Here is a 25,369-nt window from a genome sequence, read left to right as displayed (position 1 = left end):
TTATTCATGATAAAATTTGCTTTGAAAAATTTTAGATGACCTTCCATCTTTTATAATTATTCACGCTGCCAGTATTTAGATGAGGTTCTTAAAAGGAATTTTTATGAAAAAATTATTGATTGTTTTATTTGTTACAGGTGCATTGAGCGCCTGCTCGGCAATTAAGGATAATTCGGCGGCAAGTTTTGCATCGCATCACCAACAATCTAGCGCATACAAAACGGGCAAAACTGCGCTTCCTATTCCTGCCAGTGCGCAAGATTGGGAAAAATATTCCGTCGCTAAAACATCCAAACTAATTGATGTTCCGTTACAAGAGAAGAAAGTCTATTACTTTACGCCCAAATTCAAACTGGTAAAACGTCCTGCTAAAGGAGGTTTTTATCGTGAGATTTTGGGTAAGACCTCTGATGGAAACTTAGTGATTCAGGATTTTTATCAGGATAGTGGAACTAAACAAATCGACCCGGCTGTGGTCTCGGTTAAAAATGAGAAAAACTCTGATTCTTCAGCAGTTGAGGATGGTATCTTAACTTTCTACTCAGAGGATGGGAAGGTATCCAGTTTCAAGCAAAAAAATGTTGCGCGCAATGAAGTTGTCTATGGCAATTATGTGGATGGCAAACTGGTCATGGCGAGTGAAACCGATCTTGAAGAGAAAAATGCACTCACTACGTTTTTTTATCCCAATGGTAAGAAAATGATTCAAGTTCATGGATCCGTTTTTGGTGGAGAGGAAGAATATTTTGATGATGACGGGAAATTGTTATTTAGCCAATTAACCAACGAGTTTCCCAAAGAAATAATGGAGTCGGAAGAGAAATATAATAAACTGATCGAGAAACTAAGTGCGTTAGATCTTAAAAAAGTTGAAATTCTTGAGAAATTAGGTGTTTTACCTTAATAAGGTGTTGAAAGGTCGTCTGAAATTTATACATTTCAGACGACCTTTTCAGTTAAAAATAGTAAACCGCCTCGAAACGCGGTAAAATACGCTCCGTTTCCAACACGACGCCTGAATCAGCAGGCTTTTATTATGGACCTTCCCAGTTCGTTTTTACTGAACTTCCCTTCCGGTTTATCCCGAAATACACGATAACCATCCCGCCGAAATGCCCTCCCGCATCCGGCGGGCGGAGCATTTATGAGCATCGAACAAACCCCTCCGAACCTTGAAAACGACGGTATCGAAAGCGACGTAGAGCGCGTTTCCGCCGATTTCGACCGTATTCACGCGCTGTGCGAAATCCTCTCGCCCGCCTTCCCGCAAATTGAGGAAGGCGTGCCGATTGAGGACGAGGCGTTGCGCGACAAATTTACCGAGCTGACCGTCCTTTTGAACGAGCTACACCCCGCCGATGTGGCGGCGGTGTTGGAATCGTTACCGCCGCGCGAGCGTAATATCGTCTGGCTGTTGGTCACGCCTGAAGACGACGGCGAAGTGTTGCTGGAAGTGTCCGACGCGGTGCGTGAAACGCTGATCGAGTCGATGGACAAAGACGAGCTGTTGGCGGCGGTCGATGATTTGGATGCGGACGAACTGGCGGAGCTGGCGGGCGATTTGCCGCACCAAGTGGTCTATGAAGCCTTGCAGACGCGCGACGAGGAAGAGCGCGCCCAAGTCAAGGCGGCGATGTCGTATGAAGACAACCAAGTCGGTGCGATTATGGACTTCGAGTTGGTCAGCATCCGCGCCGACGTTGCCTGCGAAGTGGTGCTGCGTTACCTGCGCCGTTTCGAGAGCCTGCCCGATCATACCGACAAGATTTTTGTGGTCGATGAAAACGACATCCTGCAAGGCGTGCTGCCCATCCGCAAACTTTTGGTCGCCGATCCCGAAGATTTGGTGGCGGACGTGATGGCGACCGAAGTCGTGCGCTTCCGTCCCGAAGACGACGTGGAAGAAGCGGCGCAGGCATTCGAACGTTATGACTTGGTCACCGCGCCCGTGGTCGATGAAAACAAAAAGCTCATCGGCAGGATTACCATCGACGAGATGGTGGACGTTATCCGCGAAGAATCCGAAGCGGACATGTTGAACATGGCGGGTTTGCAGGAAGAGGAAGATTTGTTTGCGCCCGTCTGGGATTCGGTGAAAAACCGCTGGATGTGGCTTGCCGTCAACCTCTGCACTGCCTTCCTCGCCAGCCGCGTTATCGGCGCGTTTGAAGGCAGTATCGAGAAAATCGTCGCACTCGCCGCGCTGATGCCCATCGTCGCCGGCATCGGCGGCAATTCAGGCAACCAAACCATCACCATGATTGTCCGCGCGATGGCGATGGGGCAGTTGACGGGAATGCAGGCAGGACGTTTGTTGAAAAAAGAAGTCGGCGTCGCCTTGGTCAACGGCATCATCTGGGGAACGGTCATGGGCGTGGTGTCATGGCTGCTGTACGGCAGCATCGGCATCGGCTTGGTGATGGTCGCCGCAATGACGCTGAACCTCCTGCTTGCCGCCTCGGTCGGCGTACTCATCCCCGTTATCATGGAAAAATCCGGCCGCGACCCTGCTTTGGGCAGCTCGGTGCTGATTACGGCGGTAACGGATTCCGGCGGTTTTCTGATTTTCTTAGGGCTGGCAACGATGTTCTTGTTGTAAGGTCGTCTGAAAAGCGGATGGAAAATAGAAAAGGTCGTCTGAAACCATGTGGTTATGGTTTTCAGACGACCTTTTTAAATTTTCAAAATTACATGCGACTACATTTTTAAATTAGATTATTTTTATCGGTAAATCATAATGTTATTTAAATTCTGGTCGTCTGAAAAGGGCGTGGATACAAAATTGGGTGGTTTGGGCGGTTTGGATGCTGTTTTTGCGGTTAAACAAAAATTCCTGAAAAATGAATTAATTATATTTGATTTTAAGAAGGATTGTTTAAAATCGTTCTGATTGGTTGGAGGTGATACAGGCTTTGTCAGGCAAGGATTTAGGTTGTTTTAAGGTGGGAGGTTAGGTTTTGTTTCTGAAGTATTGTTCATTAATGATTGAAATTTTTAAAAATATTTGAGAAAAAGTGTTTGACAGCCTGAAAATTATTTTTTAAATTTGCCCTTACCAATAAAAACTACATCGCACTACAAAGGAACCCTATCATGAATCTGTACCAAACTTTTCCGTCTTGTTATAGATCGTCTTCTATCTCTGCTGCATCCGTCGTCGTCTGCTTTTGGGCAGTCGCGGCGGTCTGACGGCTCTTCGCCCGAATCGGGGTTTCCGCATTTCTGCGGACGGTTTGGGTTTTGAAAATTCTGTCTTTCCAGCTTTATTTCCTTCCGAATATTAAAATAATTAAAAAATACTTAGACTTCCGCTTCAGCCGAATTGTTTGTATTGAATTTGTTAATTGATTGTTTTTATTGATTTTGATTTTTCAGACGACCCGATGGGTTTGGTTTTTGAAAGGTCGTCTGAAAACGGTTTTGAAACCATTGTTTCTTTTTGAACGGTTCGTTTCGGGTTTCGCGGAAACCGGGCCGCTGAGTCAATACTGAAAAAATTCTAATCTACAAAGGAGAAATACCATGAGCCAACTTTCTGCCGGCACCCGTTTCCGCCAAGCTGTGAAGGAGTCGAACCCCCTTGCCGTGGTCGGCTGTGTGAACGCTTATTTTGCGCGGCTGGCGACGCAGAGCGGGTTTAAGGCGGTGTATCTGTCGGGTGGCGGCGTGGCGGCCTGTTCGTGCGGGATTCCGGATTTGGGCATCACCACGATGGAAGATGTGCTGATTGATGCGCGGCGGATTACGGACAATGTGGATACGCCTTTGCTGGTAGACATCGATGTCGGCTGGGGCGGGGCGTTCAATATCGCGCGCACGATTCGCAACTTCGAGCGTGCGGGCGTGGCGGCGGTGCATATCGAAGACCAGGTGGCGCAGAAGCGTTGCGGGCATCGTCCGAACAAAGCCATTGTTTCTAAAGATGAAATGGTTGACCGCATTAAAGCCGCCGTGGATGCGCGCGTGGATGAGAATTTTGTGATTATGGCGCGGACGGACGCGCTGGCGGTGGAAGGTTTGGATGCCGCCATCGAGCGGGCGCAGGCTTGCGTGGAAGCGGGCGCGGACATGATTTTCCCCGAAGCGATGACGGATTTGGCGATGTACCGGCAGTTTGCGGACGCGGTGAAAGTGCCCGTGTTGGCGAACATTACCGAATTCGGCGCGACGCCGCTTTATACGCAGCGCGAGCTGGCGGACAACGGCGTGTCGCTGGTGCTGTATCCGCTCTCGTCGTTCCGCGCCGCGAGCAAGGCCGCGCTGAATGTTTATGAGGCGATTATGCGCGACGGCACGCAGGCGGCGGTGGTCGATACCATGCAGACCCGAGCCGAGCTTTACGAGCATTTGAATTATCACGACTTCGAGCAGAAGCTGGATAAATTGTTTCAGAAGTAAAAAACCGTTTTCAGACGACCCTCAACCTTCAATAGGTCGTCTGAAAACCCAAACCCCATAAAAACACAAAGGAGAAATACCATGACTGCAACCCCCGAAACCCCGACCTTCAAACCGAAAAAATCCGTCGCCCTCTCCGGCGTGGCGGCGGGCAATACCGCGCTGTGTACGGTCGGCCGCACCGGCAACGATTTGAGCTACCGCGGTTACGACATCCTCGATTTGGCGCAGAAATGCGAGTTCGAAGAAGTCGCCTACCTGCTGATTCACGGCCACCTGCCCAACAAATTCGAACTCGCCGCCTACAAAACCAAGCTCAAATCCATGCGCGGCCTGCCTATCCGCGTGATTAAAGTGTTGGAAAGCCTGCCTGCGCACACGCATCCGATGGACGTCATGCGTACCGGCGTGTCCATGCTCGGCTGCGTTCATCCCGAACGCGAAAGCCACCCCGACAGCGAAGCGCGCGACATTGCGGACAAACTCATCGCCAGCCTCGGCAGTATCCTGCTCTACTGGTACCAATATTCGCACAACGGCAAACGCATCGACGTTGAAAGCAAAGAAGACACCATCGGCGGTCACTTCCTGCACCTGTTGCACGGCAAACGCCCAACCGAATCGCAGGTGAAAGCCATGCACGTTTCGCTGATTCTGTATGCCGAACACGAGTTCAACGCCTCCACCTTCACCGCCCGCGTGATTGCCGGTACGGGTTCGGACATGTATTCCTGCATCACCGGCGCCATCGGCGCGCTCAAAGGTCCGAAACACGGCGGCGCGAACGAAGTCGCCTACGACATCCAAAAACGCTACCGCAACGCCGACGAAGCCGAAGCCGACATCCGCGAACGCATCGCCCGCAAAGAAATCGTTATCGGGTTCGGCCATCCGGTTTACACCATTTCCGACCCGCGCAACGTCGTGATTAAAGAAGTGGCGCGTGGTTTGAGCCGGGAAGCGGGCGACATGCGCCTCTTCGACATCGCCGAACGCTTGGAGAGCGTGATGTGGGAAGAGAAAAAAATGTTCCCGAACTTGGACTGGTTCTCCGCCGTGTCTTACCAAAAACTCGGCGTACCGACCGCCATGTTCACGCCGCTTTTCGTGATTTCGCGCTCCACCGGCTGGGCGGCACACGTCCTCGAACAGCGCAAAGACGGCAAAATCATCCGTCCGAGCGCGAACTACACCGGCCCTGAAGATTTGGCGTTTGTGGAGATTGAGGAACGCTGAGACGGACCACAGCCGTAGGAGGCGCCAATCGGATTTCAGACGACGTGTAGCGTGGGTTTTGCCCGCGGAAAACTGAGTCCCGCCTACGGTTCCGCTTTTCAGACGGCCTGTTGGAATATGCGAGAGAGAAGGTCGTCTGAAAAACCAGCCGCAACGTCTGCCGTCATTCCCGCTCCCGCCTAAGCGAGGACAGGCCGCGGCGGGAATGGCGGAGGCAGCGCGGCAACTTTTTTCACGGTTTCGCCAAAATGCAGGAAAAGCCCGCGAGCCGAGCGGATTTCAGACGACGTGCAATCGTTGTTATCCATTAAAAACTGAATATTAAAGTTTCAGACGACCTCTTCAACAAACGTCGTCTGAAACCCCAAACCACAAGAAAAATAGATCCACAGGAGAACTGAACATGGCTGCCAACCAACGTTACCGCAAACCGCTGCCCGGTACGGATTTGGAATACTACGACGCGCGTGCGGCGTGTGAGGACATTCAAGCCGGCTCTTACGACAAGCTGCCTTACACGAGCCGCATTTTGGCGGAGAACTTGGTCAACCGCGCGGACAAAGTCGATTTGCCGACGCTGCAAAGCTGGCTGGGTCAGCTGATAGAAGGCAAGCAGGAAATCGATTTCCCGTGGTATCCCGCGCGGGTGGTGTGCCATGATATTTTGGGGCAGACCGCGTTGGTGGATTTGGCGGGCTTGCGCGATGCGATTGCAGAGAAGGGCGGCGATCCTGCCAAAGTAAATCCGGTGGTGCAGACGCAGCTTATCGTCGACCACTCGCTGGCGGTGGAATGCGGCGGCTACGACCCCGATGCGTTCCGCAAAAACCGCGAAATCGAAGACCGCCGCAACGAAGACCGTTTCCACTTTATCAACTGGACGAAAACCGCTTTTGAAAATGTGGACGTGATTCCGGCGGGCAACGGCATCATGCACCAAATCAATCTGGAAAAAATGTCGCCCGTCGTCCAAGTCAAAAACGGCGTGGCGTTTCCCGACACCTGCGTCGGCACGGATTCGCACACGCCGCACGTTGATGCGCTGGGCGTGATTTCCGTAGGCGTGGGCGGTTTGGAGGCGGAAACCGTGATGCTGGGGCGCGCGTCCATGATGCGCCTGCCCGATATTGTCGGCGTGGAGTTGACGGGCAAACGGCAGGCGGGCATTACGGCGACGGATATTGTGTTGGCGCTGACCGAGTTTCTGCGCAAAGAGCGCGTGGTTGGGGCGTTTGTCGAATTTTTCGGCGAGGGCGCGAGAAGCCTGTCCATCGGCGACCGCGCGACCATTTCCAACATGACGCCGGAGTTCGGCGCGACTGCCGCCATGTTTGCCATCGACGAGCAAACCATTGATTATTTGAAACTGACCGGACGCGACGACGCGCAGGTGAAATTGGTGGAAACCTACGCCAAAACCGCAGGGCTGTGGGCGGACGACCTGAAAACCGCCGTTTATCCGCGCGTGTTGCAGTTTGATTTGAGCAGCGTAACGCGCAACATGGCAGGCCCGAGCAACCCGCACGCGCGTTTTGCCACCGTCGATTTGGCGGCGAAAGGGCTGGTGAAGCCTTACGAAGAGCCTTCAGACGGCCTTATGCCCGACGGCGCGGTCATCATCGCCGCGATTACCAGTTGTACCAACACTTCCAACCCGCGTAACGTCGTCGCCGCTGCGCTCTTGGCGCGCAACGCCAACCGCTTCGGGCTGAAACGCAAACCGTGGGTCAAAACCTCGTTCGCCCCCGGCTCGAAAGTGGCGGAAATCTATTTGAAAGAAGCAGGTCTATTGCCCGAAATGGAAAAACTCGGCTTCGGCATCGTCGCCTTCGCCTGCACTACCTGCAACGGCATGAGCGGCGCGCTCGACCCGAAAATCCAGCAGGAAATCATAGACCGCGATTTGTACGCCACCGCCGTACTGTCGGGCAACCGCAACTTCGACGGCCGCATCCACCCGTATGCGAAACAGGCTTTCCTCGCTTCGCCCCCACTGGTGGTGGCATACGCCGTCGCAGGCAGCATCCGTTTCGATATTGAAAACGACGTACTCGGCGTTTCAGACGACGGCAAGGAAATCCGCCTGAAAGACATTTGGCCGACCGACGAAGAAATCGATGCCGTCGTTGCCGAATATGTGAAACCGCAGCAGTTCCGCGACGTGTATGTACCGATGTTCGACACTGGCAAGGCGCAAAAAGCCCCCAGTCCGCTGTACGACTGGCGTCCGATGTCCACCTACATCCGCCGTCCGCCCTATTGGGAAGGCGCGCTGGCGGGCGAACGCAGCCTGACGGGAATGCGGCCCTTGGCGATTCTGCCCGACAACATCACCACCGACCACATTTCGCCGTCCAACGCGATTCTGGCGGCGAGTGCGGCGGGCGAATATCTGGCGAAAATGGGTTTGCCCGAAGAAGACTTCAATTCCTACGCCACCCACCGCGGCGACCACCTCACCGCCCAACGCGCCACCTTCGCCAATCCCAAATTGTTTAACGAAATGGTGAAAAACGAAGACGGCAGCGTGCGCCAAGGCTCGCTCGCCCGCGTCGAACCCGAAGGCGAAACCATGCGCATGTGGGAAGCCATCGAAACCTATATGAACCGCAAACAGCCGCTCATCATCATCGCCGGCGCGGACTACGGACAAGGCTCCAGCCGCGACTGGGCGGCGAAGGGCGTGCGGCTGGCGGGTGTGGAAGCCATCGCCGCCGAAGGTTTCGAGCGCATCCACCGCACCAACCTCATCGGCATGGGCGTCTTGCCGCTGCAATTCAAACCCGGCACCAACCGCCACACCCTGCAACTGGACGGCACGGAAACCTACGACGTGGTCGGCGAACGCAAACCGCGCGGCGACCTGACACTCGTTATCCACCGCAAAAACGGCGAGACCGTCGAAGTCCCCGTTACCTGCCGCCTCGATACCGCAGAGGAAGTGCTGGTGTACGAAGCCGGTGGCGTGCTGCAACGGTTTGCACAGGATTTTTTGGAAGGGAACGCGGCGTAGAGGTCGTCTGAAAAGCAGACGTAGCGTGGGTCGGGTTCAACATTTTGCTTATTCACGTAATTCCCGATATGGCAGGCATCTACTGTAAATCGTCATTCCCGCGCAGGCGGGAATCCAGAACGTGGAATTGAGGAAACCTTTTTATCCGATGAGTTTCTGTGCGGATAAGTCTGGATTCCCGCCTGCGCGGGAATGACGGAGTTTAATAATCTGCCGTATCACAACACAGCAGCCGTAGATTGGGGCGAACCCCGACATTTTGCGGAAGCAAACGGCTTTGTCGGAGTGGCAGCCTAATGTACTTTTGGAAAGTGGGTGTAGCGTGGGCTTTGCCCGCGAAATAAAGGCTAAATTGACATGGTAAAAATCGTGGGCAGAGCCCACGCTACATAGGGAGAATCCAAAAATGCCGCAAATCAAAATCCCCGCCGTTTACTACCGCGGCGGCACATCAAAAGGCGTGTTTTTCAAACTTTCCGACCTGCCCGAAGCGGCGCGGGAAGCGGGCAGCGCGCGCGACAAAATCTTGTTGCGCGTACTCGGCAGCCCCGACCCCTACGGCAAGCAGATAGACGGTTTGGGCAACGCCAGTTCGTCCACCAGCAAGGCGGTGATTTTGGACAAGTCCGAACGTGCCGACCACGACGTTGATTACCTTTTCGGGCAAGTTTCCATCGACAAGCCTTTCGTCGATTGGAGCGGCAACTGCGGCAACCTCACCGCCGCCGTGGGCGCGTTCGCCATCGAGCAGGGCTTGGTCGATAAAGGCAAAATCCCTTCAGACGGCATCTGTACGGTGAAAATCTGGCAGAAAAACATCGGCAAAACCATCATCGCCCATGTTCCGATGCAAAACGGCGAAGTCTTGGAAACGGGCGATTTCGAGTTGGACGGCGTTACCTTTCCCGCCGCCGAAGTGCAAATCGAATTCCTCGACCCCGCCGACGGCGAAGGCAGCATGTTCCCGACCGGCAATCTGGTGGACGAGCTGGACGTTCCGGACATAGGCCGTCTGAAAGCCACGCTCATCAACGCGGGCATTCCGACCGTTTTCCTGAACGCCGCCGACTTGGGCTATACGGGCAAAGAGTTGCAGGACGACATCAACAACGATGCCGCCGCGCTGGAAAAATTCGAGAAAATCCGCGCTTACGGTGCGCTGAAAATGGGCTTGATTAACGACGTGTCCGAAGCCGCCGCCCGCGCGCACACGCCGAAAGTCGCCTTCGTCGCGCCCGTCGTCGATTACACCGCCTCCAGCGGCAAAACTGTAAACGCCGCCGAAATCGATTTGCTGGTACGCGCCCTGAGTATGGGCAAACTGCACCACGCGATGATGGGTACTGCCTCGGTCGCCATTGCCGCCGCCGCCGCCGTCCCCGGCACGCTGGTCAACCTCGCCGCAGGCGGCGGAACGCGCAACGAAGTGCGCTTCGGCCATCCTTCCGGCACATTGCGCGTCGGTGCGGCGGCAGAATGTTCGGATGGCGTTTGGGCAGTGAAAAAAGCCGTTATGAGCCGCAGCGCGCGCGTGATTATGGAAGGGCGGGTCAGAGTGCCTGAGGATTGTTTTTAAATCAACACAGCGTGGGTTTGCCCGCAAAACCCAAAGAGGTCGTCTGAAACCCATCCCGCCCAACGCCCATCCTTTTTCAGACGACCCCACCAAAAAAACAACCACAAACTACAAGGAGAAATATCATGTCCGACCAACTCATCCTCGTCCTGAACTGCGGCAGTTCCTCGCTCAAAGGCGCCGTTATCGACCGCAAAAGCGGCAGCGTCGTCCTAAGCTGCCTCGGCGAACGTTTGGGTACGCCCGAAGCCGTCATTACCTTCAACAAAGACGGCAACAAACGCCAAGTTCCCCTGTCCGGCCGCAACTGCCACGCCGGCGCGGTGGGTATGCTGTTGAACGAACTGGAAAAACACGGCCTGCACGACCGCATCAAAGCCATCGGCCACCGCATCGCCCACGGCGGCGAAAAATATCACGAGTCCGTCCTCATCGATCAAGACGTCCTCGACGAACTGAAAGCCTGCATCCCGCTCGCCCCGCTGCACAACCCCGCCAACATCAGCGGCATCCTCGCCGCGCAGGAACACTTCCCCGGCCTGCCCAACGTCGGCGTGATGGACACCTCGTTCCACCAAACCATGCCCGAACGCGCCTACACCTACGCCGTGCCGCGCGAATTGCGCAAAAAACACGCCTTCCGCCGCTACGGCTTCCACGGCACCAGCATGCGCTACGTCGCCCCCGAAGCCGCGCGGATTTTGGGCAAACCGCTGGAAGACCTGCGCATGATCGTCGCCCACCTCGGCAACGGCGCATCCATCACCGCCATCCGAAACGGCAAATCCGTCGATACCAGCATGGGCTTTACCCCCATCGAAGGCCTCGTCATGGGCACCCGCTGCGGCGACATCGACCCCGGCGTGTACAGCTACCTGACCGCCCATGCCGGCATGAACATCGAGCAAGTCGATGAAATGCTGAACAAAAAATCAGGATTGCTCGGCATCTCCGAACTCTCCAACGACTGCCGCACCCTCGAAATTGCCGCCGACGAAGGCCACGAAGGCGCACGCCTCGCCCTCGAAGTCATGACCTACCGCCTCGCCAAATACATCGCCTCGATGTCGGTCGCCTGCGGCGGCATAGACGCCCTCGTCTTTACCGGCGGTATCGGCGAAAACTCCCGCAACATCCGCGCCAAAACCGTTGCCTACCTCGACTATTTGGGTCTGCACATCGACACCAAAGCCAACATGGAAAAACGCTACGGCAACTCAGGCATCATCAGCCCGACAGGTTCCAATCCCGCCGTTTTGGTCGTACCGACTAACGAAGAACTGATGATCGCACTCGACACCGCCGCACTGGCAGGCTTTTTGCAAGAAGCAGGTTAGGGGATAGGGCAGAGTGTTTTTGAAAGAGAAAAGAGGTCGTCTGAAAACAAGATTTCGGTTTCAGACGACCTCTTGCCATATCAGCAACCTTGTCCCTTCCCCCGTCCTGCGGGGGAAGGCTAGGATGGAGGTGGTTTTACAGGTTTAGGTAAATCAAACTCGTGCGGTCCATAGAGCCACCCTCTCCCCAACCCTCTCCCGCCGAACGGGAGAAGGGGTAGGTTGCAGGGTGTGGTATAAATTTCTGTCCGATTACTGTTATTCCCATTCTGCTTGCGTGAGGGTAGGCTACAGTGGGAATCTATTTTTCGATAATAGAAATCTCGCAACAAAAATCTTAAAAATCATCCAAACAAACCTCATCCCATCAATAGATTCCCGCCTGCGCGGGAATGACGACGGCGGGGTGTTCGGCGTAGTTTGATGATGAACGGGGTCGTCTGAAATTCCATAAATCGTAATTTTCAGACGACCTCTTTGATTTATCAGCAACCTTGTTCCTTCCCCCGTCTGGCGGGGGAAGGTTAGGATGGGGGTGGCTTTGTGGCGTGGGAAAAATCAAATTCGTTCAGCTCATAGAGCCGCCCTCTCCCGCCGACGGGAGAGGGTAGGTTGCGGCAGATGTGGAAAAGCATGGAAGAGGATAGCGGCGGATGTAAGATGTTTGCTGTTATTTGAACCCATTAAACAAGGTCGTCTGAAATCTAAAATCCTTATTTTCAGACGACCTCTTTGATTTATCAGCAACTTTGTCCCTTCCCCCGTCTGGCGGGGGAAGGTTAGGATGGGGGGCTTTGTGTTTTTGAGGAAAAATCAAATTCGTGTAGTTCGTAGAGCTACTCTCTCCCCAACCCTCTCCCGCCGGACTGGAGAGGGGGGTAGGTTACGGCAGATGGAAAAGCATGGAAGAGAATGGCGGCGGGTAGGGTGTTTGCTGTTATTTAAATCCATTAAAAGAGGTCGTCTGAATTCCATAAATCGTAATTTTCAGACGACCTCTTTGCCGTATCAGCAACCTTGTCCCTTCCCCCGTCTGGCGGGGGAAGGTTAGGATGGGAGTGGTTTGTGGTTTGGGGAAAAACAAATTCGTGCAGCCCATAGAGCCGCCCTCTCCCCAGCCCTCTCCCGCCGACGGGAGAGGGGGCGGGTTGCAGCAGATGTGGAAAAGTATGGAAGTGAATGGCGGCGGGTAGGGTATTTGCAGTTATTTGAATCCATTAAACGAGGTCGTCTGAAATTCATAAATCCTTATTTTCAGACGACCTCTTTGCCGTATCAGCAATCTTGTTCCTTCCCCCGTCTGGCGGGGGAAGGTTAGGATAGGGGTGGCTTTGTGTTTCTGAGGAAAATCAAAGTCATGTGGTTCGTAGAGCCACCCTCTCCCCAGCCCTCTCCCGCCGGACGGGAGAGGGGGGCAGGTTGCAGCAGATGTGGAAAAGCATGGAAGGGAATGGCGGCGGGTAGGGTGTTTGCTGTTATTTAAATCCATTAAAAGAGGTCGTCTGAAATCCATAAATTCTTATTTTCAGACGACCTCTTTGCCATATCAGCAACCTTGTTCCTTCCCCCGTCTGGCGGGGGAAGGTTAGGATGGGGGTGGCTTTGTGGTTTGGGAAAAATCAAATTCGTGTAGTTCGTAGAGCCACCTTCTCCCCAACTCTAAAACTGTTTCTTCACGCCCAGCATGATTTCGTTTTGGCGGTAGCGGTAGAACACGGAATTGCTTTTGACGGTGGTGTGTTTGAAGCGCAGTTCGGGGTAGAAGCCGCCAATGTGCCATTGTCTGAAGCCTGCGGCGGCGAGCCAGACGGTTTGGCGGTCGCTGCGTCTTTGTCCGTCTGCGGCGATGCCTGCGCGGTCGTAGAGGTTGCGCCGTTTCATGACGAGGGCGTTGAGGTAGGTGCCGTTGTCAAACAGGGTGTATAAGCCTGTGCGGAGGGTGTATTCGCGGTGGTCGGATGTGCCGCCGTTGTATGTGCGGCGGGTGTAGTCGGAGCCTGCGAACACGCCGGTTTTCGGGGTCAGGGCGTATTCTGCACCCAAGCCTGTGCGGTATTCGGTGTAGTCGGCGGCGTAGGTTTTTGCGGTGCCGCTGTGGCGGTAGCGTTTGCCCGACCAGTCGGCGTTGACCTGCCATTTGGGGTTGATGGTATGCGTCCACGAGGCTTCGGCACCGTAGGCGTTGTAGTAGGTGTGGCGGTTGCGCCGTTCGTGTTCGTAAACGGGCATCATCGAGAGGCGGCTTTGTGCGTCGGCGTATTCGTAACCGGCGGACAGTGTGCCTGTTTGGCTGCCGTAGTCGGACAGGGCGGCGTCTGTGTCTTTGCGGCGGTAGTGCGTGCCGTAGGCGAGGAGGCTGGTTTTGAGGCTGTGGTGTCCTTTAATGGGGGTAATTTTGCCTGCGCTCAGGCTGTAATTCCATACGGGGGAACGGATGGGGGCGGGCAGGTTTTGGTAGGCGAGGCATTGGCCGTCAAGTGGCAGGATGCAGCGGACGGAGCCGTCGGATTGGTTGATATTGCTGTTGTAGCCGTAAGCGATGCCGATTTGTCCGTGCCAGCGGCTGCGTTTGTCGATTTCGCCGAGGTATTGTCCGATCAGGGCGCGGGTTTCTTCGGGAATGTCGGCGGCTTGGGCGCGGGCGAATGCGCTTCGGGCTTCGCGGTTTTGGTTGTCTTCGGTATAAAGGCGCGCGGTTTCGAGCAGGATGCGCGGGTTGGCGGGGTCGAGTGCTTCTGCTGATTGCAGGTTTTGCAAGGCTTCGGCGAGGCATCCTTCGGCGCGTTGTTTCAAACCGAGCACCAATTTGGGTAGGGCGGGATTGTGGCCGGGCAGGGCGGCATAGCGCGTGGCGAAGCGTTCTGCCTTTTTCCATTGGCGTTCGTTGATGGCATGGTAAATCGCGCTTTCCAGCTCTTCGGTATTGTTGCCGACGGTGTAAATTTGACCACCGATGCGGATGTATGCGTCGTCGTTTTCGATATCGCCTGCGGGTGTGCCGCCGTCCAGCCAGCCGCTTTCCCGATATTGCTGCTGCACGCGTCCGTTTTCTTCTGACAGGCGGCGTAGGTCGTCGCTGTCTGCGTGGGCGGACAGGGGCAGCAGGGCAAGCAGGAGGAGGCAGAATTTGTTCATTCGTATTCTTTCGGGCTGGTGTGTGGTAAGCAGACGAGGTGGCTTGTGGCGAGGCGGAATAGGTCGTCTGAAAAGATGCAATGTTCAATATCGCTTTGTTTTTAATCTGTTTCCGTTTTCAGACGACCCTTTTAGATAGAGACGAGCACAAAAGGTCGTCTGAAAACGGAAACTGCGGAAATTCGTCCGCAACTTGCCATAAAACGGGGAAAGCACGGCAATCCGCGCCTTCCCCGTTATGTTTCTATCGACGGCTTATTGTTTTACGCCGCCGAAGGAGATGTCATCGGCGCGGCTTTCTGTACCACGGGTCGCAGTACCCACCAATGCGGCGGCATTTTGACCGTAGAACTGACCTTTGATGCCTTCGTGGTTGCGGGCGGCGTCAGAGGCGAAAGTACCGTTGCGGTTGTCGATTTTCACGCCGGCAAAGTCCAGAGTGTCGGTATGGCGCGCCAGTTTGCCGGTCATGCTGCCGCTGTCGCCTGAACCGAAATAGGCTTTGACGGTACCGGTATAGATATCGCGTTCGCCGGCTTTATGACCGTTGACACCGACTACGTTGTAAGTCGCAGTTGCCAAGCCTTTGGTGCTGCCAGTCGGGTTTTTGCCATAGAACCAAGCAGGATGCGCGTTGCCTTTGACATGCGCAGTAGCGGCGGCTTCTGAAGCAGGCGCCCATTCGCCGAAGAACACATTGCCCGAAGCAGTCGGAATTTTGCCGACGGTCAGCAAGCCTTTTCCTTTGCCGTCTTCAGTGTTCAGGCTGAACAGCTCGATCTGATTAATGCGGCGTTCGCGGATGACACGCTCGCCCTTGCCTTCGATTCTGTCGATAACAAACAGGATTTCTTTGTTTTTCAGGTTGTCGGCATCAGCAACGCGGACGGAGTTTTTGACTGTATATTGAGGTTTTGCCACTGCGTTATTTGGATTGTAGGCAGGAGGTACGTCGGCTGTGGTCATGACGCCGACAGGTGTTGTCGAAGTACGTTTGCCATAAATTGGCTCAGAGTAAGGGAAGTTACCATTGTTGACGACGGGTTTAGACGGAGGAGGCGCAATCGGTTTGCCGATAGGACGGGCAGGAGGTTGGGAAGCTGTGCTCATCACACCACTGTCCGGTATCGAAACATTGCCGCCGATTGGCATGGAGTAAGGAAAGTCGCCATTGTTGCCGACAGGTTTGGATGGAGGAGGCGCAGTCGGTTTGACCGGACGTGCAGGAGGCAGGGTTGCGCCCGCCAGTGTCATCACGTCGTCGTGTGCTTTCAAATAAGGTTTGCCGTCATTGGCTGCGTTGGGATTGATTGGCATGGAGTAAGGGAAATCTTGGTTAGCCAATGGCGCACGTTGTGGAGGAGGCGCAGTCGGTTTGACCGGACGTGCAGGAGGCAGGGTAGCGCCTGCCAGCGTCATTACGTCGTCGTGTGCTTTCAAATAAGGTTTGCCGTCGCGCGCTGCGTTAGGATTAATCGGCATGGAATAGGGGAAATTGTGGTTGTCCAAAGTGCTGCGTGCGGGTGCAGAGGTGGGGTGGGAAGCGTCATATGCAAACGCAGAATGCGCTGTGATAACCGCCGTCGCTGCAAAACAGGTTTTTAGAATAGAGGAAGTTATTTTTTTCATAGCAATACTCTTGTCGATAATTAATTAGGATATTGTCTGTATACGTGCAACAATAAACTGCTTTATGAAACAAGCTGATACATACAGGGGAGGCGAGGATAGCATGACAAGGGGGAAATGTAAAAAATTACTGTGGGATTATGAATATAAACTGATATTACTCAACTAGATTAAATTTAATAAGGCGATTTGCCCATGACTTGATGAATGCCGAAGGATTAAAATAGAAAATGTCCACCTCCTGACATTTGTCACATCTGTTATAAAAAAGGTCGTCTGAAACCCGTGTAATAGGTTTCAGACGACCTTTCTATTATCAGGCGTTGTTTACCTGTTTCTCAAGATTATGCTTCTTTGTTTTCAGTAGCTTTTTGACGCAGACGCAGACTCAATTCGCGCAGCTGTTTGTCGTCCACCGCATTTGGCGCGTTAGTCAGCAGACATTGGGCGCGTTGGGTTTTCGGGAAGGCAATCACGTCGCGGATGGATTCGGCACCGGTCATCAACGTCACCAGACGGTCGAGGCCGAATGCCAAACCGCCGTGCGGAGGCGCGCCGAATTTCAGGTTGTCCAAGAGGAAACCGAATTTTTCCTGTTGCTCTTCGGGGCTGATTTTCAGTGCGGCGAACACTTTTTCCTGCACGTCGGCACGGTGGATACGGATAGAACCGCCGCCGATTTCCCAGCCGTTCAACACCATATCGTAGGCGCGTGCCAGGCAGTTTTCAGGATCGGACGCCATCAGGTCTTCATGGCCTGGCTTGGGCGAGGTGAACGGATGGTGCATGGCTGCCCAGCGGTCGCCGTCTTCGTCGTATTCGAACATCGGGAAATCGACAACCCACAAAGGTTTCCATTCGTCCACGAAGTAGCCGTTTTCCGCGCCGTGTTCCAAGCCGACTTTGATACGCAGTGCGCCGATGGCTTCGTTCACGACTTTGGCTTTGTCTGCGCCGAAGAAGATGATGTCGCCGTTTTGCGCGCCGGTACGCTCGATGATTTCTTTCAGGGCATTTTCAGACAGGAATTTCACGATCGGAGATTGCAGGCCGCTGTCTTCGCCGTTGGAAAGGTTGCCGACATCGTTCACTTTGATGTACGCCAAACCTTTCGCGCCGTAAATGCCGACAAATTTGGTGTATTCGTCGATTTCTTTGCGGCTGAATTTCGCGCCGTTCGGTACGCGCAGGGCAACCACGCGGCCGCCTTTCATGTCGGCTGCGCCACGGAAGACTTTGAATTCTTCCGTTTTCATCAGGTCGGTCAGCTCGGTGAATTTCAGGTTGATGCGCATATCCGGTTTGTCGGAGCCGTAGTAGAACATGGCTTCGGCGTAAGGCATACGCGGAAAATCGCCCAAATCCACGCCCAGCGCGTCTTGGAAGACTTGTTTTGCCATGCCTTCGGTGATGTCCATGATTTCATCCTCATTCAAGAACGAGGTTTCCAAGTCGATTTGGGTGAATTCAGGCTGGCGGTCGGCGCGCAAGTCTTCGTCGCGGAAGCACTTGGTGATTTGGTAGTAACGGTCAAAACCTGCCACCATCAACAGTTGTTTGAATAATTGCGGCGATTGCGGCAGCGCGAAAAACTCGCCCGGATGAACGCGGCTCGGCACGAGGTAGTCGCGCGCGCCTTCGGGCGTGGAGCGGGTCAGCATCGGGGTTTCAATGTCGATGAAACCTTGCGCGTCTAGATAACGGCGAACACCCATAGCGACTTGATAACGCAGGCGCAGGTTGCGCTGCATCACCGGACGGCGCAGGTCGATAACGCGGTTGGTCAGGCGCACGTTTTCGCTGATGTTTTCATCGTCGATTTGGAACGGCGGCGTAGCGGCAGCGTTCAACACTTCGATTTCTTTGGCGAGGATTTCGATTTTACCGGAAATCATTTTGTCGTTGGTCGTACCTTCGGGACGGTTGCGCACGCGGCCGGTAATGCTCAAAACGTATTCGTTGCGGGCGGAATCGGCAGTGGCAAATGCTTCGGGCGTATCGGGGTCAATCACGACTTGGACGATGCCTTCGCGGTCGCGCAAGTCGATAAAAATCACACCGCCGTGGTCGCGTCGGCGGTGTACCCAGCCTTTGACGGTTACGGTTTGGTCTAAGTATTGCTCGCTGATCAGGCCGCAATAGTTGGTACGCATAAAATCACCTTTTTATATTGTTCAATTTGAAAAGAAGGAAAAGGTCGTCTGAAAAAAGACACCTTAATTGTTTTGTTCTTTACGCCATTCTGCCTTCAGAAAATTTAATTCTGCTTCCGTGGGCTTACCGTAAATGTAGATTTGATCCGGATTGTCTGCAGAAAAGGAGTCATCATTTTTATAAACAACATGATAAGCAGCGATATGTTGCTTGTCAGTTAGAATATACATGTTGTTGCCTCCGCAGTTATGCGGTTGGCACATGGTGGTGTAGTAATAGGTCTTGCCGCCGATTTTCACACTTTCCAGCGGCGGCATCGGACCTGCCATTTTACGCACCCAATTGTGCATGGGGGCTTTGGGTGCATGTTTGCTGACTTGTTCGTGCCAAAGCTTTTTGAAAGCGGGTTGTTTGTGCCAATCAAATAGAAATACCTCTTCGCCTTTACTGTTGGTTACAGGTGCGGAGACGGCTAGATTGGGCAGAAACAAGGCAAGCAGTAAAGCAGATAAATATTTCATGTTTATATTTTGAGGTTGAATAAACTTTCAGGCTGTTAGTTTATGCGTTCAGCTCGTCTGAAAATTTCAGTCATCACGATTTTCCCAACGCCAAAGTATAGTGGATTAAATTTAAATCAGGACAAGGCGACGAAGCCGCAGATAGTACAGATAGTACGGCAAGGCGAGGCAACGCCGTACTGGTTTAAAGTTAATTCACTATACAACAGCTAAAAACAATAATGACAATGTAAATAGCCATGAATCAAGGCCAAAACGACCATGTGTCATGTGTTTACCATCTCTAGTTTATTTTTCTAAACATCGTATTTCGGCTTGGGCTTTGAGCGGCAAGTCATCCGGCATCACCATGCCCAACGAAATCACATATTTCAATGCTTCGTCCACGCTCATATCGAGTTCGCGCACGTCGCTTTTTTTCACCATGATGTAATAGCCGCCGGTCGGGTTGGGCGTGGTCGGCACATAGACGGAAAGATAGTCGTCATCGTGCGGCAGGCTGCCTTTGAGTTTGTCGGGAATATGCCCTGATACAAAGGCAATCGTCCAAATATTGGGTTGCGGGAACGGAACCAGCACGGGCGTTCTGAACGAGCGGCTACTGTCGGAGAGCAGGGACTCGGATACTTTTTTGACGCTGGAATAGATGGACTTGACGACGGGAATCCGTCCCAACAGGCTGTCCCATGCGGCGAGGATTTGACGCCCCAAAACGTTGGCGGCGAACACGCCGGTCAGAAACAAGACGACGATGGCGGCAATGATGCCCAAACCGGGAATGTTGAATCCCCAGAAATATTGGGGCTGCCATTGCTCGGGCAGCAGACTGATCAGCCGGTCGGCGGCAGATATGATATAGCTGACCGCCCAAATGGTTACGGCTATCGGCAGCCACACCAACATGCCTGTAATCAGATATTTTTTTAATGCCTTGGCAACTTTTCCGCCTTCGGCCGTTTGTTCTGTCATCTTCTGTGTTATTCCGACAAATATCGCCCAAACGTTGCATTATACGCGTTTGGGCGATAGGAAACGAGTGTTTTTAATATGGGGAGCGGTTTGTTTTGCTTTCAGACGACCTGCGTGCAACATGGTATAAAAGGTCGTCTGAAAACAAGATTCGGCATTAAATTCCGTCCCAGTCGTTGAACATCAGACCGATGCCGATGCCGTTTTGTTTGTGGTTGTAATCAATCAGGCTTTCGCCGTAGCCGTGAAAGCCGCGCACGACGCCTTTGAGTTTGCCTTTAATCGGGAAAGTATAGGCGGCTTCAACCGCGCCGTGTCCGGTTTTCGGATTGTAGCGCAGCAGGGACGAAATATTCTGTTTGTCGTTCAGACGGTATTGCAGCTTCAAATCGCCATGACCCATGTAGTCGGTAATGTCGGGATTGTCGTTGTTTTCACCGGTCTGATCGAATGCGCGCATCCACACGCGCGGGATGACGGTCAGTTTGCCCCATTCCATTCCTGCCAGCGCGTAAACTCGGTTCCATGAGCGGGATTCGGGGCGGCTTTGTCCGTTGGATTGGTGGACGAAGCCTACGCCGACCATACGCAGTTTGCCGCCGAACGGTAAATCAGCCTTCACGGGCTGGGTCAAGAAGATTTCGGGTTCGTAATCGGTATTGCGGAACGGCGCGGATTTTCTGCCTTGGTTGTAAATCTGCCAATCGGATTTTTGGGTGTAGCCGAACCACAAATCCGCGCGGGTTTTAAACAAATCTTCGGCGATTTTGCTTTTGAACGAAACTTGCAGTTTGGTTTCTATGTGTTTCTGTTCGCTGAATTTTTCCTGATTGGTCGTGCCGCGCGAAGGGGAATGGGGATGAAGGTTGGGCGAGCTGTTGTACCATGCGGGCATGAGGTACATGGGATTGTGCTCGCGCACGCTCAACAAGCCGCGCGAGTCGTTTTTGTCTAAATCGTACATCAGGCTCAATGGCGTGTAGGCATCGGCTGTGGTGCGGAGATTGTCTTCCGAAAGGGTGGATTGCTCTTTATTTTCGTCAAACACAATTGTCGCCGCTTTTTTCTCACGGCTGGTGCTGATGGTTTTGGGCAAATCGACCGGCGCTTTGGCGGCTTCTTCGCGAATGACGGGCAGCGGTGCTTGCGGCGGCAGTTGCGCCGAGTAAATGCTGTCGTAACACGCTAAACGGGTGGCATTGTCTTGAATGGAGGTGCATTGCAAAGCCGTGTCGGCATAGGCGACAGGGGCGGTGGCTCCGCCGACAAGGATAAGCATCAAGGCGCGCCGGCATTTGGAGAATGACGGTTTTCCGTTTTCCAGGGTATCGCTTTGCGCCAAATTGTGTTTCAACATCTTGTTCATCATTTCATTCATGGGATTGCCGATTGGATGTTTTCAGACGACCTTTTGCCTGAAAATCGGGATTAATCGTTTTAAAAACAGATTAAACCGCATTTTACCGCCTTGCGCCTTCTTTACGGCGGGTCGTCTGAAAAGTTTACATCAACTTGCACCATATACGGCAATGCCCCTGAAAGGTTAAGACCTCAGGGGCATCGTTATCTGCTTGCCTGTCCCGACGCGATAACACGCCAAGGCGATGGGCGAAAAAGATTAAGCCAATGCTTTTACTTTGGCAGACAGACGGCTCTTATGGCGGGCTGCTTTGTTTTTGTGGAATACGCCTTTGTCAGCGATACGGTCGATGACTTTGACGGACTCTTGGTAAACTGCTTGAGCAGCAGCTTTGTCGCCGGCTTCAACTGCTTTCAACACTTTTTTCACTGCGGTACGGAATGCAGTACGCAGGCTGGCGTTGTGGGCGCGTTGTTTAACCGATTGGCGGGCACGTTTGCGGGCTTGTGCGCTGTTTGCCATATTGAATATCTCCTGAAAAAATAAATTCTGTAAACGCGCAATTTTAAAGACAGATTTCTCTATATGCAAGTATTTTCTCTGTTTGCGCGCGCAAATCGACCGTATTTTGCCCAAAAACGACATCTTGCGCAACGCCGTTTTCCCGAGTCTGGGAAATCGTGCCTTATTTCAATAAAAATCAGTCAGATATTGCTTTGAGTTCTCACCTACTTCCATTACAATAGCCCCGCTTTGCGCCGGGGTATTGATGGGGTGCAGAGTGTTCATTTTCTGTTAACAATCTTTCATCAGGAATCTGCCCGTATGAAAAAATCCGTATTAGCCGTATTGGCGGCATTATCGCTGGCCGCTTGCGGCGGTGGCGAGAAAAAAACCGAGCAACCTCAAGCAGGCAGCGCGCCTGCTGCCAATGCCGAAGCAGCCGCCACCGATACTTTGAACATCTACAACTGGTCGAACTACGTTGACGAGAGTACCGTTGAAGACTTCAAAAAAGCCAATAATCTGAAGCTGACCTACGACCTTTACGAAAACAACGAAACCCTCGAAGCCAAAATGCTGACCGGCAAATCCGGCTATGATTTGGTTGTTCCCGGTATTGCTTTCCTGCCCCGCCAAATCGAAGCGGGTGCTTATCAGAAAGTCAATAAAGACCTGATTCCTAATTACAAAAACATCGATCCCGAATTGTTGAAAATGCTGGAAACTGCCGATCCGGGCAACCAGTATGCCGTGCCTTACTTCTCCGGTGTCAACACTTTGGCAATTACGGCAAAGGGTAAAGAGCTTTTGGGTGGCAAGCTGCCTGAAAACGGTTGGGATTTGCTGTTCAAGCCTGAGTACACCAATAAACTGAAATCATGCGGCATCGCCTTGTGGGATACGCCGAGCGAAATGTTCCCGATTTTGTTGAACTACTTGGGTAAAGATCCTAAAGGTACAAATCCTGATGATTTGAAAGCAGCGGCGGAAGTGCTGAAAACCATCCGTCCTGATGTAAAACGTTTCAGTCCGTCTATCATTGACGAACTGGCGCGCGGCGACATCTGTCTCGCAGCAGGTAACGGCGGCGATTTGAACTTGGCGAAAGCCCGTTCCGAAGAAGTGAAAAACAATGTCGGTATTGAAGTCTTGACGCCGAAAGGCATGGGCTTTTGGATTGAATCTTGGCTGATTCCCGCCGATGCGAAAAACATCGCCAATGCCCACAAATACATCAACTACACGCTTGATCCCGACGTTGCGGCGAAAAACGGTATTGCCGTTACCTTCGCACCTGCAAGCAAACCGGCGCGCGAGAAAATGCCTGCCGAATTGGTTAACACCCGCTCCATCTTCCCGAATGCTCAGGATATGAAAGACGGTTTTGTGATGCCGCAAATGAGTTCGGATGCGAAGAAACTGTCGGTTAATCTGTGGCAGAAAATCAAAGTCGGTTCAAACTAATCGTTTGATGCTTTGAAGTGAAAGGTCGTCTGAAAACCTTGGATTGGGTTTTCAGACGACCTTTTCTTATTTTGGTTTCGGGGTGGTGTGCATGGATTGATCTTGGGTAAGGTGTTGTTTTGATATTGGATTTGGCTGTGATTTGTTTGTGTTGATTTATAGTGGATTAACTTTAAACCAGTACGGCGTTGCCTCGCCTTGCCGTACTATCTGTACTGTCTGCAGCTTCGTCGCCTTGTCCTGATTTAAATTTAATCCACTATAGTTTAAAGTAAGTCGGCTGTGTTTGTGATGAATTTTTAAAAGCAAAGAAAAAAAGCACAGTTTGTTTAAACTGTGCTTTAAGAATTTGGCACGCCCACGGGGAATCGAACCCCGGTTACCGCCGTGAAAGGGCGATGTCCTAACCGCTAGACGATGGGCGCGGATAAATTTTGTTGGCGCACCCGGAGCGATTCGAACGCCCGACCCTCTGGTTCGTAGCCAGATACTCTATCCAACTGAGCTACGGGTGCATTTCCATCACTTCGCGACTGCGTCGTGAATCAAGAAGACCGAATAATATACAAGCTGTCGGCGGCTGTCCAGCATTTTCTGGATAAAAATATTTATAATAAAATAACAATATGAAAATAAAGGATATTAATTATCGTAAAATGCCCACTCCCGATAAATCTTGCGCCATTTTTGCGGCGGCGTTGTCTGTCATGCCGCCAACGAAATCTAAGATTTTCATGTAGGCGCGATACAGGCTGTCGGTTTCTTGGATGGGGTCGTGGTTTTTTAGCAATTCAAGCGCGAGGGATTGGCGTACATCGACTTGTTTTTCTGCAATCATGGCGTATGCGGCGGGAACCAATAAATCCAAAATAGAACCGAGACACGGGAAGGTGGCGATTTCGGTCATGAGTTTGGTACGGTGGCGGAAAATGCGTGTGCGGGCAAGTTCTTTGGCTTTCTCTAAAGTGTTTTGAACTTGCGGGCTGCACAACGCCAATAGGTCTTTGCCTTTGAAGTTGCCGTTTAGCAGGTCGGATTGGTGCATCATGAAAGTCTGGGCGACGTCTTCTATCGCTTTGCCGATGGCGATGCCGCGCAACATGGCGCAACGTTGGCGGCTGGATTGTGCGTGCCAAGTGCTTTCTTCAAAGGTAAGTTCGGATAATACGCTTTCTATTTCGGCGTCGCTCAGTAGATCCAATTCGACTGCGTCCTCCAAGTCTAAGAGGGCATAGCAGATGTCGTCCGCCGCTTCCATCAAGTAGGACAAGGGATGGCGCACCCAGCAGTCTGTTCCTGATTCAATCAGTCCCAATTCGTCTGCAACGCGGCGGATGAAGGGTAATTCGGTTTGATAAATATTGAATTTTTTTCTTCCGTTGGGATGTTGCGTCGTCCAAGGGTATTTCAGCAGTGCGCCTATGGCGGCAGAGGTTAGGCGCATGCCGCCTGCGTCGGGATACATTTCCAAGCTTGCCGTGATACGCAGGCTGTGGGCATTGCCTTCATAGGTTTGGATGTCGTTGCGCTCTGCTTCGTTTAATGTCTGTAAAAACGGCTGGTTTTTGGGATTGCGGAACCAGTCGCGCAATGCGTCTTCTCCGGTGTGTCCGAACGGCGGGTTGCCTAGGTCGTGCGCAAGGCAGGCGACTTGGACGACGGCGCCGATATCGCTCGGCGTATTGTTTTCCGGTAAAAAACCGCCTACCTGCAGCATCACGCCTACACGGTTGCCGATACTGCGCCCGACGCTGGCGACTTCGACGCTGTGTGTGAGGCGGTTGTGGGTCAGGTCGTGTTCGGCTAGAGGGTGGACTTGGGTTTTACGTCCCAATCTGCGGAATGCGCCGGAGAACACGACGCGGTCGTAGTCGATATGGAAGTCGGTGCGTAAAGCGTCGGCTCCTTCTTGGGTGGAAGGCGTGACGGTCGGGATGATTTCGCCGTTTTTCGTGCGGAAACGTTGTGAGGAGAGTAGATTTTTCCAATTCATCTGCATGAAATTGCTCCTTGCGGGTTTTCAGACGAGCTGTGTAGGATGGACGGGATATTACTGCATTGCGGGACGGTTTG

The 25,369-nt window shown here is 52.9% G+C and carries 18 protein-coding genes and 2 tRNA genes; 10 read left to right on the top strand and 10 right to left on the bottom strand.

Translation table 11 applies throughout. The features are described 5' to 3' along the window. Positions 1–103: 103 nt before the first annotated feature. From AAG834_RS05785 to AAG834_RS05745, 9 genes are all read left to right on the top strand, one after another. Positions 104–904, top strand: a complete 801-nt coding sequence (locus tag AAG834_RS05785; protein WP_342031548.1) for a hypothetical protein — start codon at positions 104–106, stop codon at positions 902–904. Between the two features lie 240 nt (positions 905–1,144). Next, on the top strand, positions 1,145–2,599 hold the full coding sequence (gene mgtE, locus AAG834_RS05780; protein WP_070439809.1) for a magnesium transporter: 1,455 nt from the start codon (positions 1,145–1,147) through the stop codon (positions 2,597–2,599). 923 nt (positions 2,600–3,522) lie between these two features. Then, the gene (gene prpB, locus AAG834_RS05775; protein ID WP_003779818.1) at positions 3,523–4,398 is read left to right on the top strand and encodes a methylisocitrate lyase; all 876 of its coding nucleotides are present in this window, start codon (positions 3,523–3,525) and stop codon (positions 4,396–4,398) included. 81 nt (positions 4,399–4,479) lie between these two features. Continuing rightward, positions 4,480–5,634 (top strand): bifunctional 2-methylcitrate synthase/citrate synthase, encoded by a 1,155-nt coding sequence (prpC, locus tag AAG834_RS05770; RefSeq protein WP_342031547.1) that lies wholly within the window; start codon positions 4,480–4,482, stop codon positions 5,632–5,634. Between the two features lie 51 nt (positions 5,635–5,685). Further along, on the top strand, positions 5,686–5,817 hold the full coding sequence (locus AAG834_RS05765; RefSeq protein WP_342031546.1) for a hypothetical protein: 132 nt from the start codon (positions 5,686–5,688) through the stop codon (positions 5,815–5,817). Between the two features lie 220 nt (positions 5,818–6,037). After that, positions 6,038–8,647: a Fe/S-dependent 2-methylisocitrate dehydratase AcnD gene (gene acnD, locus AAG834_RS05760; protein WP_342031545.1), complete on the top strand. Its 2,610-nt coding sequence runs from the start codon at positions 6,038–6,040 to the stop codon at positions 8,645–8,647. Between the two features lie 406 nt (positions 8,648–9,053). Beyond that, positions 9,054–10,223, top strand: coding sequence for a 2-methylaconitate cis-trans isomerase PrpF (gene prpF / locus AAG834_RS05755; protein ID WP_342031544.1), 1,170 nt, complete (start codon positions 9,054–9,056; stop codon positions 10,221–10,223). A gap of 125 nt (positions 10,224–10,348) precedes the next feature. Further along, on the top strand, positions 10,349–11,560 hold the full coding sequence (locus tag AAG834_RS05750) for an acetate kinase (RefSeq protein WP_342031543.1): 1,212 nt from the start codon (positions 10,349–10,351) through the stop codon (positions 11,558–11,560). 1,052 nt (positions 11,561–12,612) lie between these two features. Next, positions 12,613–12,753 (top strand): hypothetical protein, encoded by a 141-nt coding sequence (locus AAG834_RS05745; RefSeq protein WP_342031542.1) that lies wholly within the window; start codon positions 12,613–12,615, stop codon positions 12,751–12,753. Positions 12,754–13,219: 466 nt separating this feature from the next. Here the strand turns inward: AAG834_RS05745 and AAG834_RS05740 are convergent, their stop codons facing one another. The 7 genes from AAG834_RS05740 to rpsT form a co-directional block, all read right to left on the bottom strand. Continuing rightward, positions 13,220–14,695, bottom strand: a complete 1,476-nt coding sequence (locus AAG834_RS05740; protein WP_342031541.1) for a surface lipoprotein assembly modifier — start codon at positions 14,693–14,695, stop codon at positions 13,220–13,222. A gap of 255 nt (positions 14,696–14,950) precedes the next feature. Next, positions 14,951–16,324 (bottom strand): hypothetical protein, encoded by a 1,374-nt coding sequence (locus AAG834_RS05735; RefSeq protein WP_342031540.1) that lies wholly within the window; start codon positions 16,322–16,324, stop codon positions 14,951–14,953. Positions 16,325–16,668: 344 nt separating this feature from the next. Further along, positions 16,669–18,477 (bottom strand): aspartate--tRNA ligase, encoded by a 1,809-nt coding sequence (gene aspS, locus AAG834_RS05730; RefSeq protein WP_342031539.1) that lies wholly within the window; start codon positions 18,475–18,477, stop codon positions 16,669–16,671. A gap of 63 nt (positions 18,478–18,540) precedes the next feature. Then, entirely contained in the window at positions 18,541–18,999 is a 459-nt protein-coding gene (locus tag AAG834_RS05725; RefSeq protein ID WP_342031538.1) for an Ivy family c-type lysozyme inhibitor, read from the bottom strand. 288 nt (positions 19,000–19,287) lie between these two features. Continuing rightward, positions 19,288–19,968, bottom strand: coding sequence for a DUF502 domain-containing protein (locus AAG834_RS05715; protein ID WP_045072337.1), 681 nt, complete (start codon positions 19,966–19,968; stop codon positions 19,288–19,290). A 157-nt stretch (positions 19,969–20,125) separates the two neighbouring features. Next, the gene (locus tag AAG834_RS05710) at positions 20,126–21,346 is read right to left on the bottom strand and encodes a phospholipase A (protein WP_342031537.1); all 1,221 of its coding nucleotides are present in this window, start codon (positions 21,344–21,346) and stop codon (positions 20,126–20,128) included. 240 nt (positions 21,347–21,586) lie between these two features. After that, positions 21,587–21,850, bottom strand: coding sequence for a 30S ribosomal protein S20 (gene rpsT / locus AAG834_RS05705; RefSeq protein WP_002212556.1), 264 nt, complete (start codon positions 21,848–21,850; stop codon positions 21,587–21,589). 303 nt (positions 21,851–22,153) lie between these two features. Here rpsT and AAG834_RS05700 point away from each other — a divergent pair, with 303 nt between their 5' ends. Beyond that, positions 22,154–23,296: an extracellular solute-binding protein gene (locus AAG834_RS05700; protein WP_342031536.1), complete on the top strand. Its 1,143-nt coding sequence runs from the start codon at positions 22,154–22,156 to the stop codon at positions 23,294–23,296. A gap of 350 nt (positions 23,297–23,646) precedes the next feature. Here AAG834_RS05700 and AAG834_RS05695 read toward each other — a convergent pair. From AAG834_RS05695 to AAG834_RS05685, 3 genes are all read right to left on the bottom strand, one after another. Next, positions 23,647–23,721, bottom strand: a tRNA-Glu gene (locus AAG834_RS05695). Between the two features lie 13 nt (positions 23,722–23,734). Continuing rightward, positions 23,735–23,811: transfer RNA gene (locus tag AAG834_RS05690), tRNA-Arg, on the bottom strand. Between the two features lie 131 nt (positions 23,812–23,942). Further along, a complete protein-coding gene (locus AAG834_RS05685; RefSeq protein WP_342031535.1) occupies positions 23,943–25,295 on the bottom strand; it encodes a deoxyguanosinetriphosphate triphosphohydrolase in 1,353 nt (450 codons plus the stop codon). Positions 25,296–25,369 lie beyond the last annotated feature (74 nt).

Source organism: Neisseria sp. Marseille-Q2251 (assembly GCF_940793045.1).
Taxonomy (GTDB): Bacteria; Pseudomonadota; Gammaproteobacteria; order Burkholderiales; family Neisseriaceae; genus Neisseria.
This window is presented reverse-complemented; position numbering and strand designations above follow the sequence as displayed.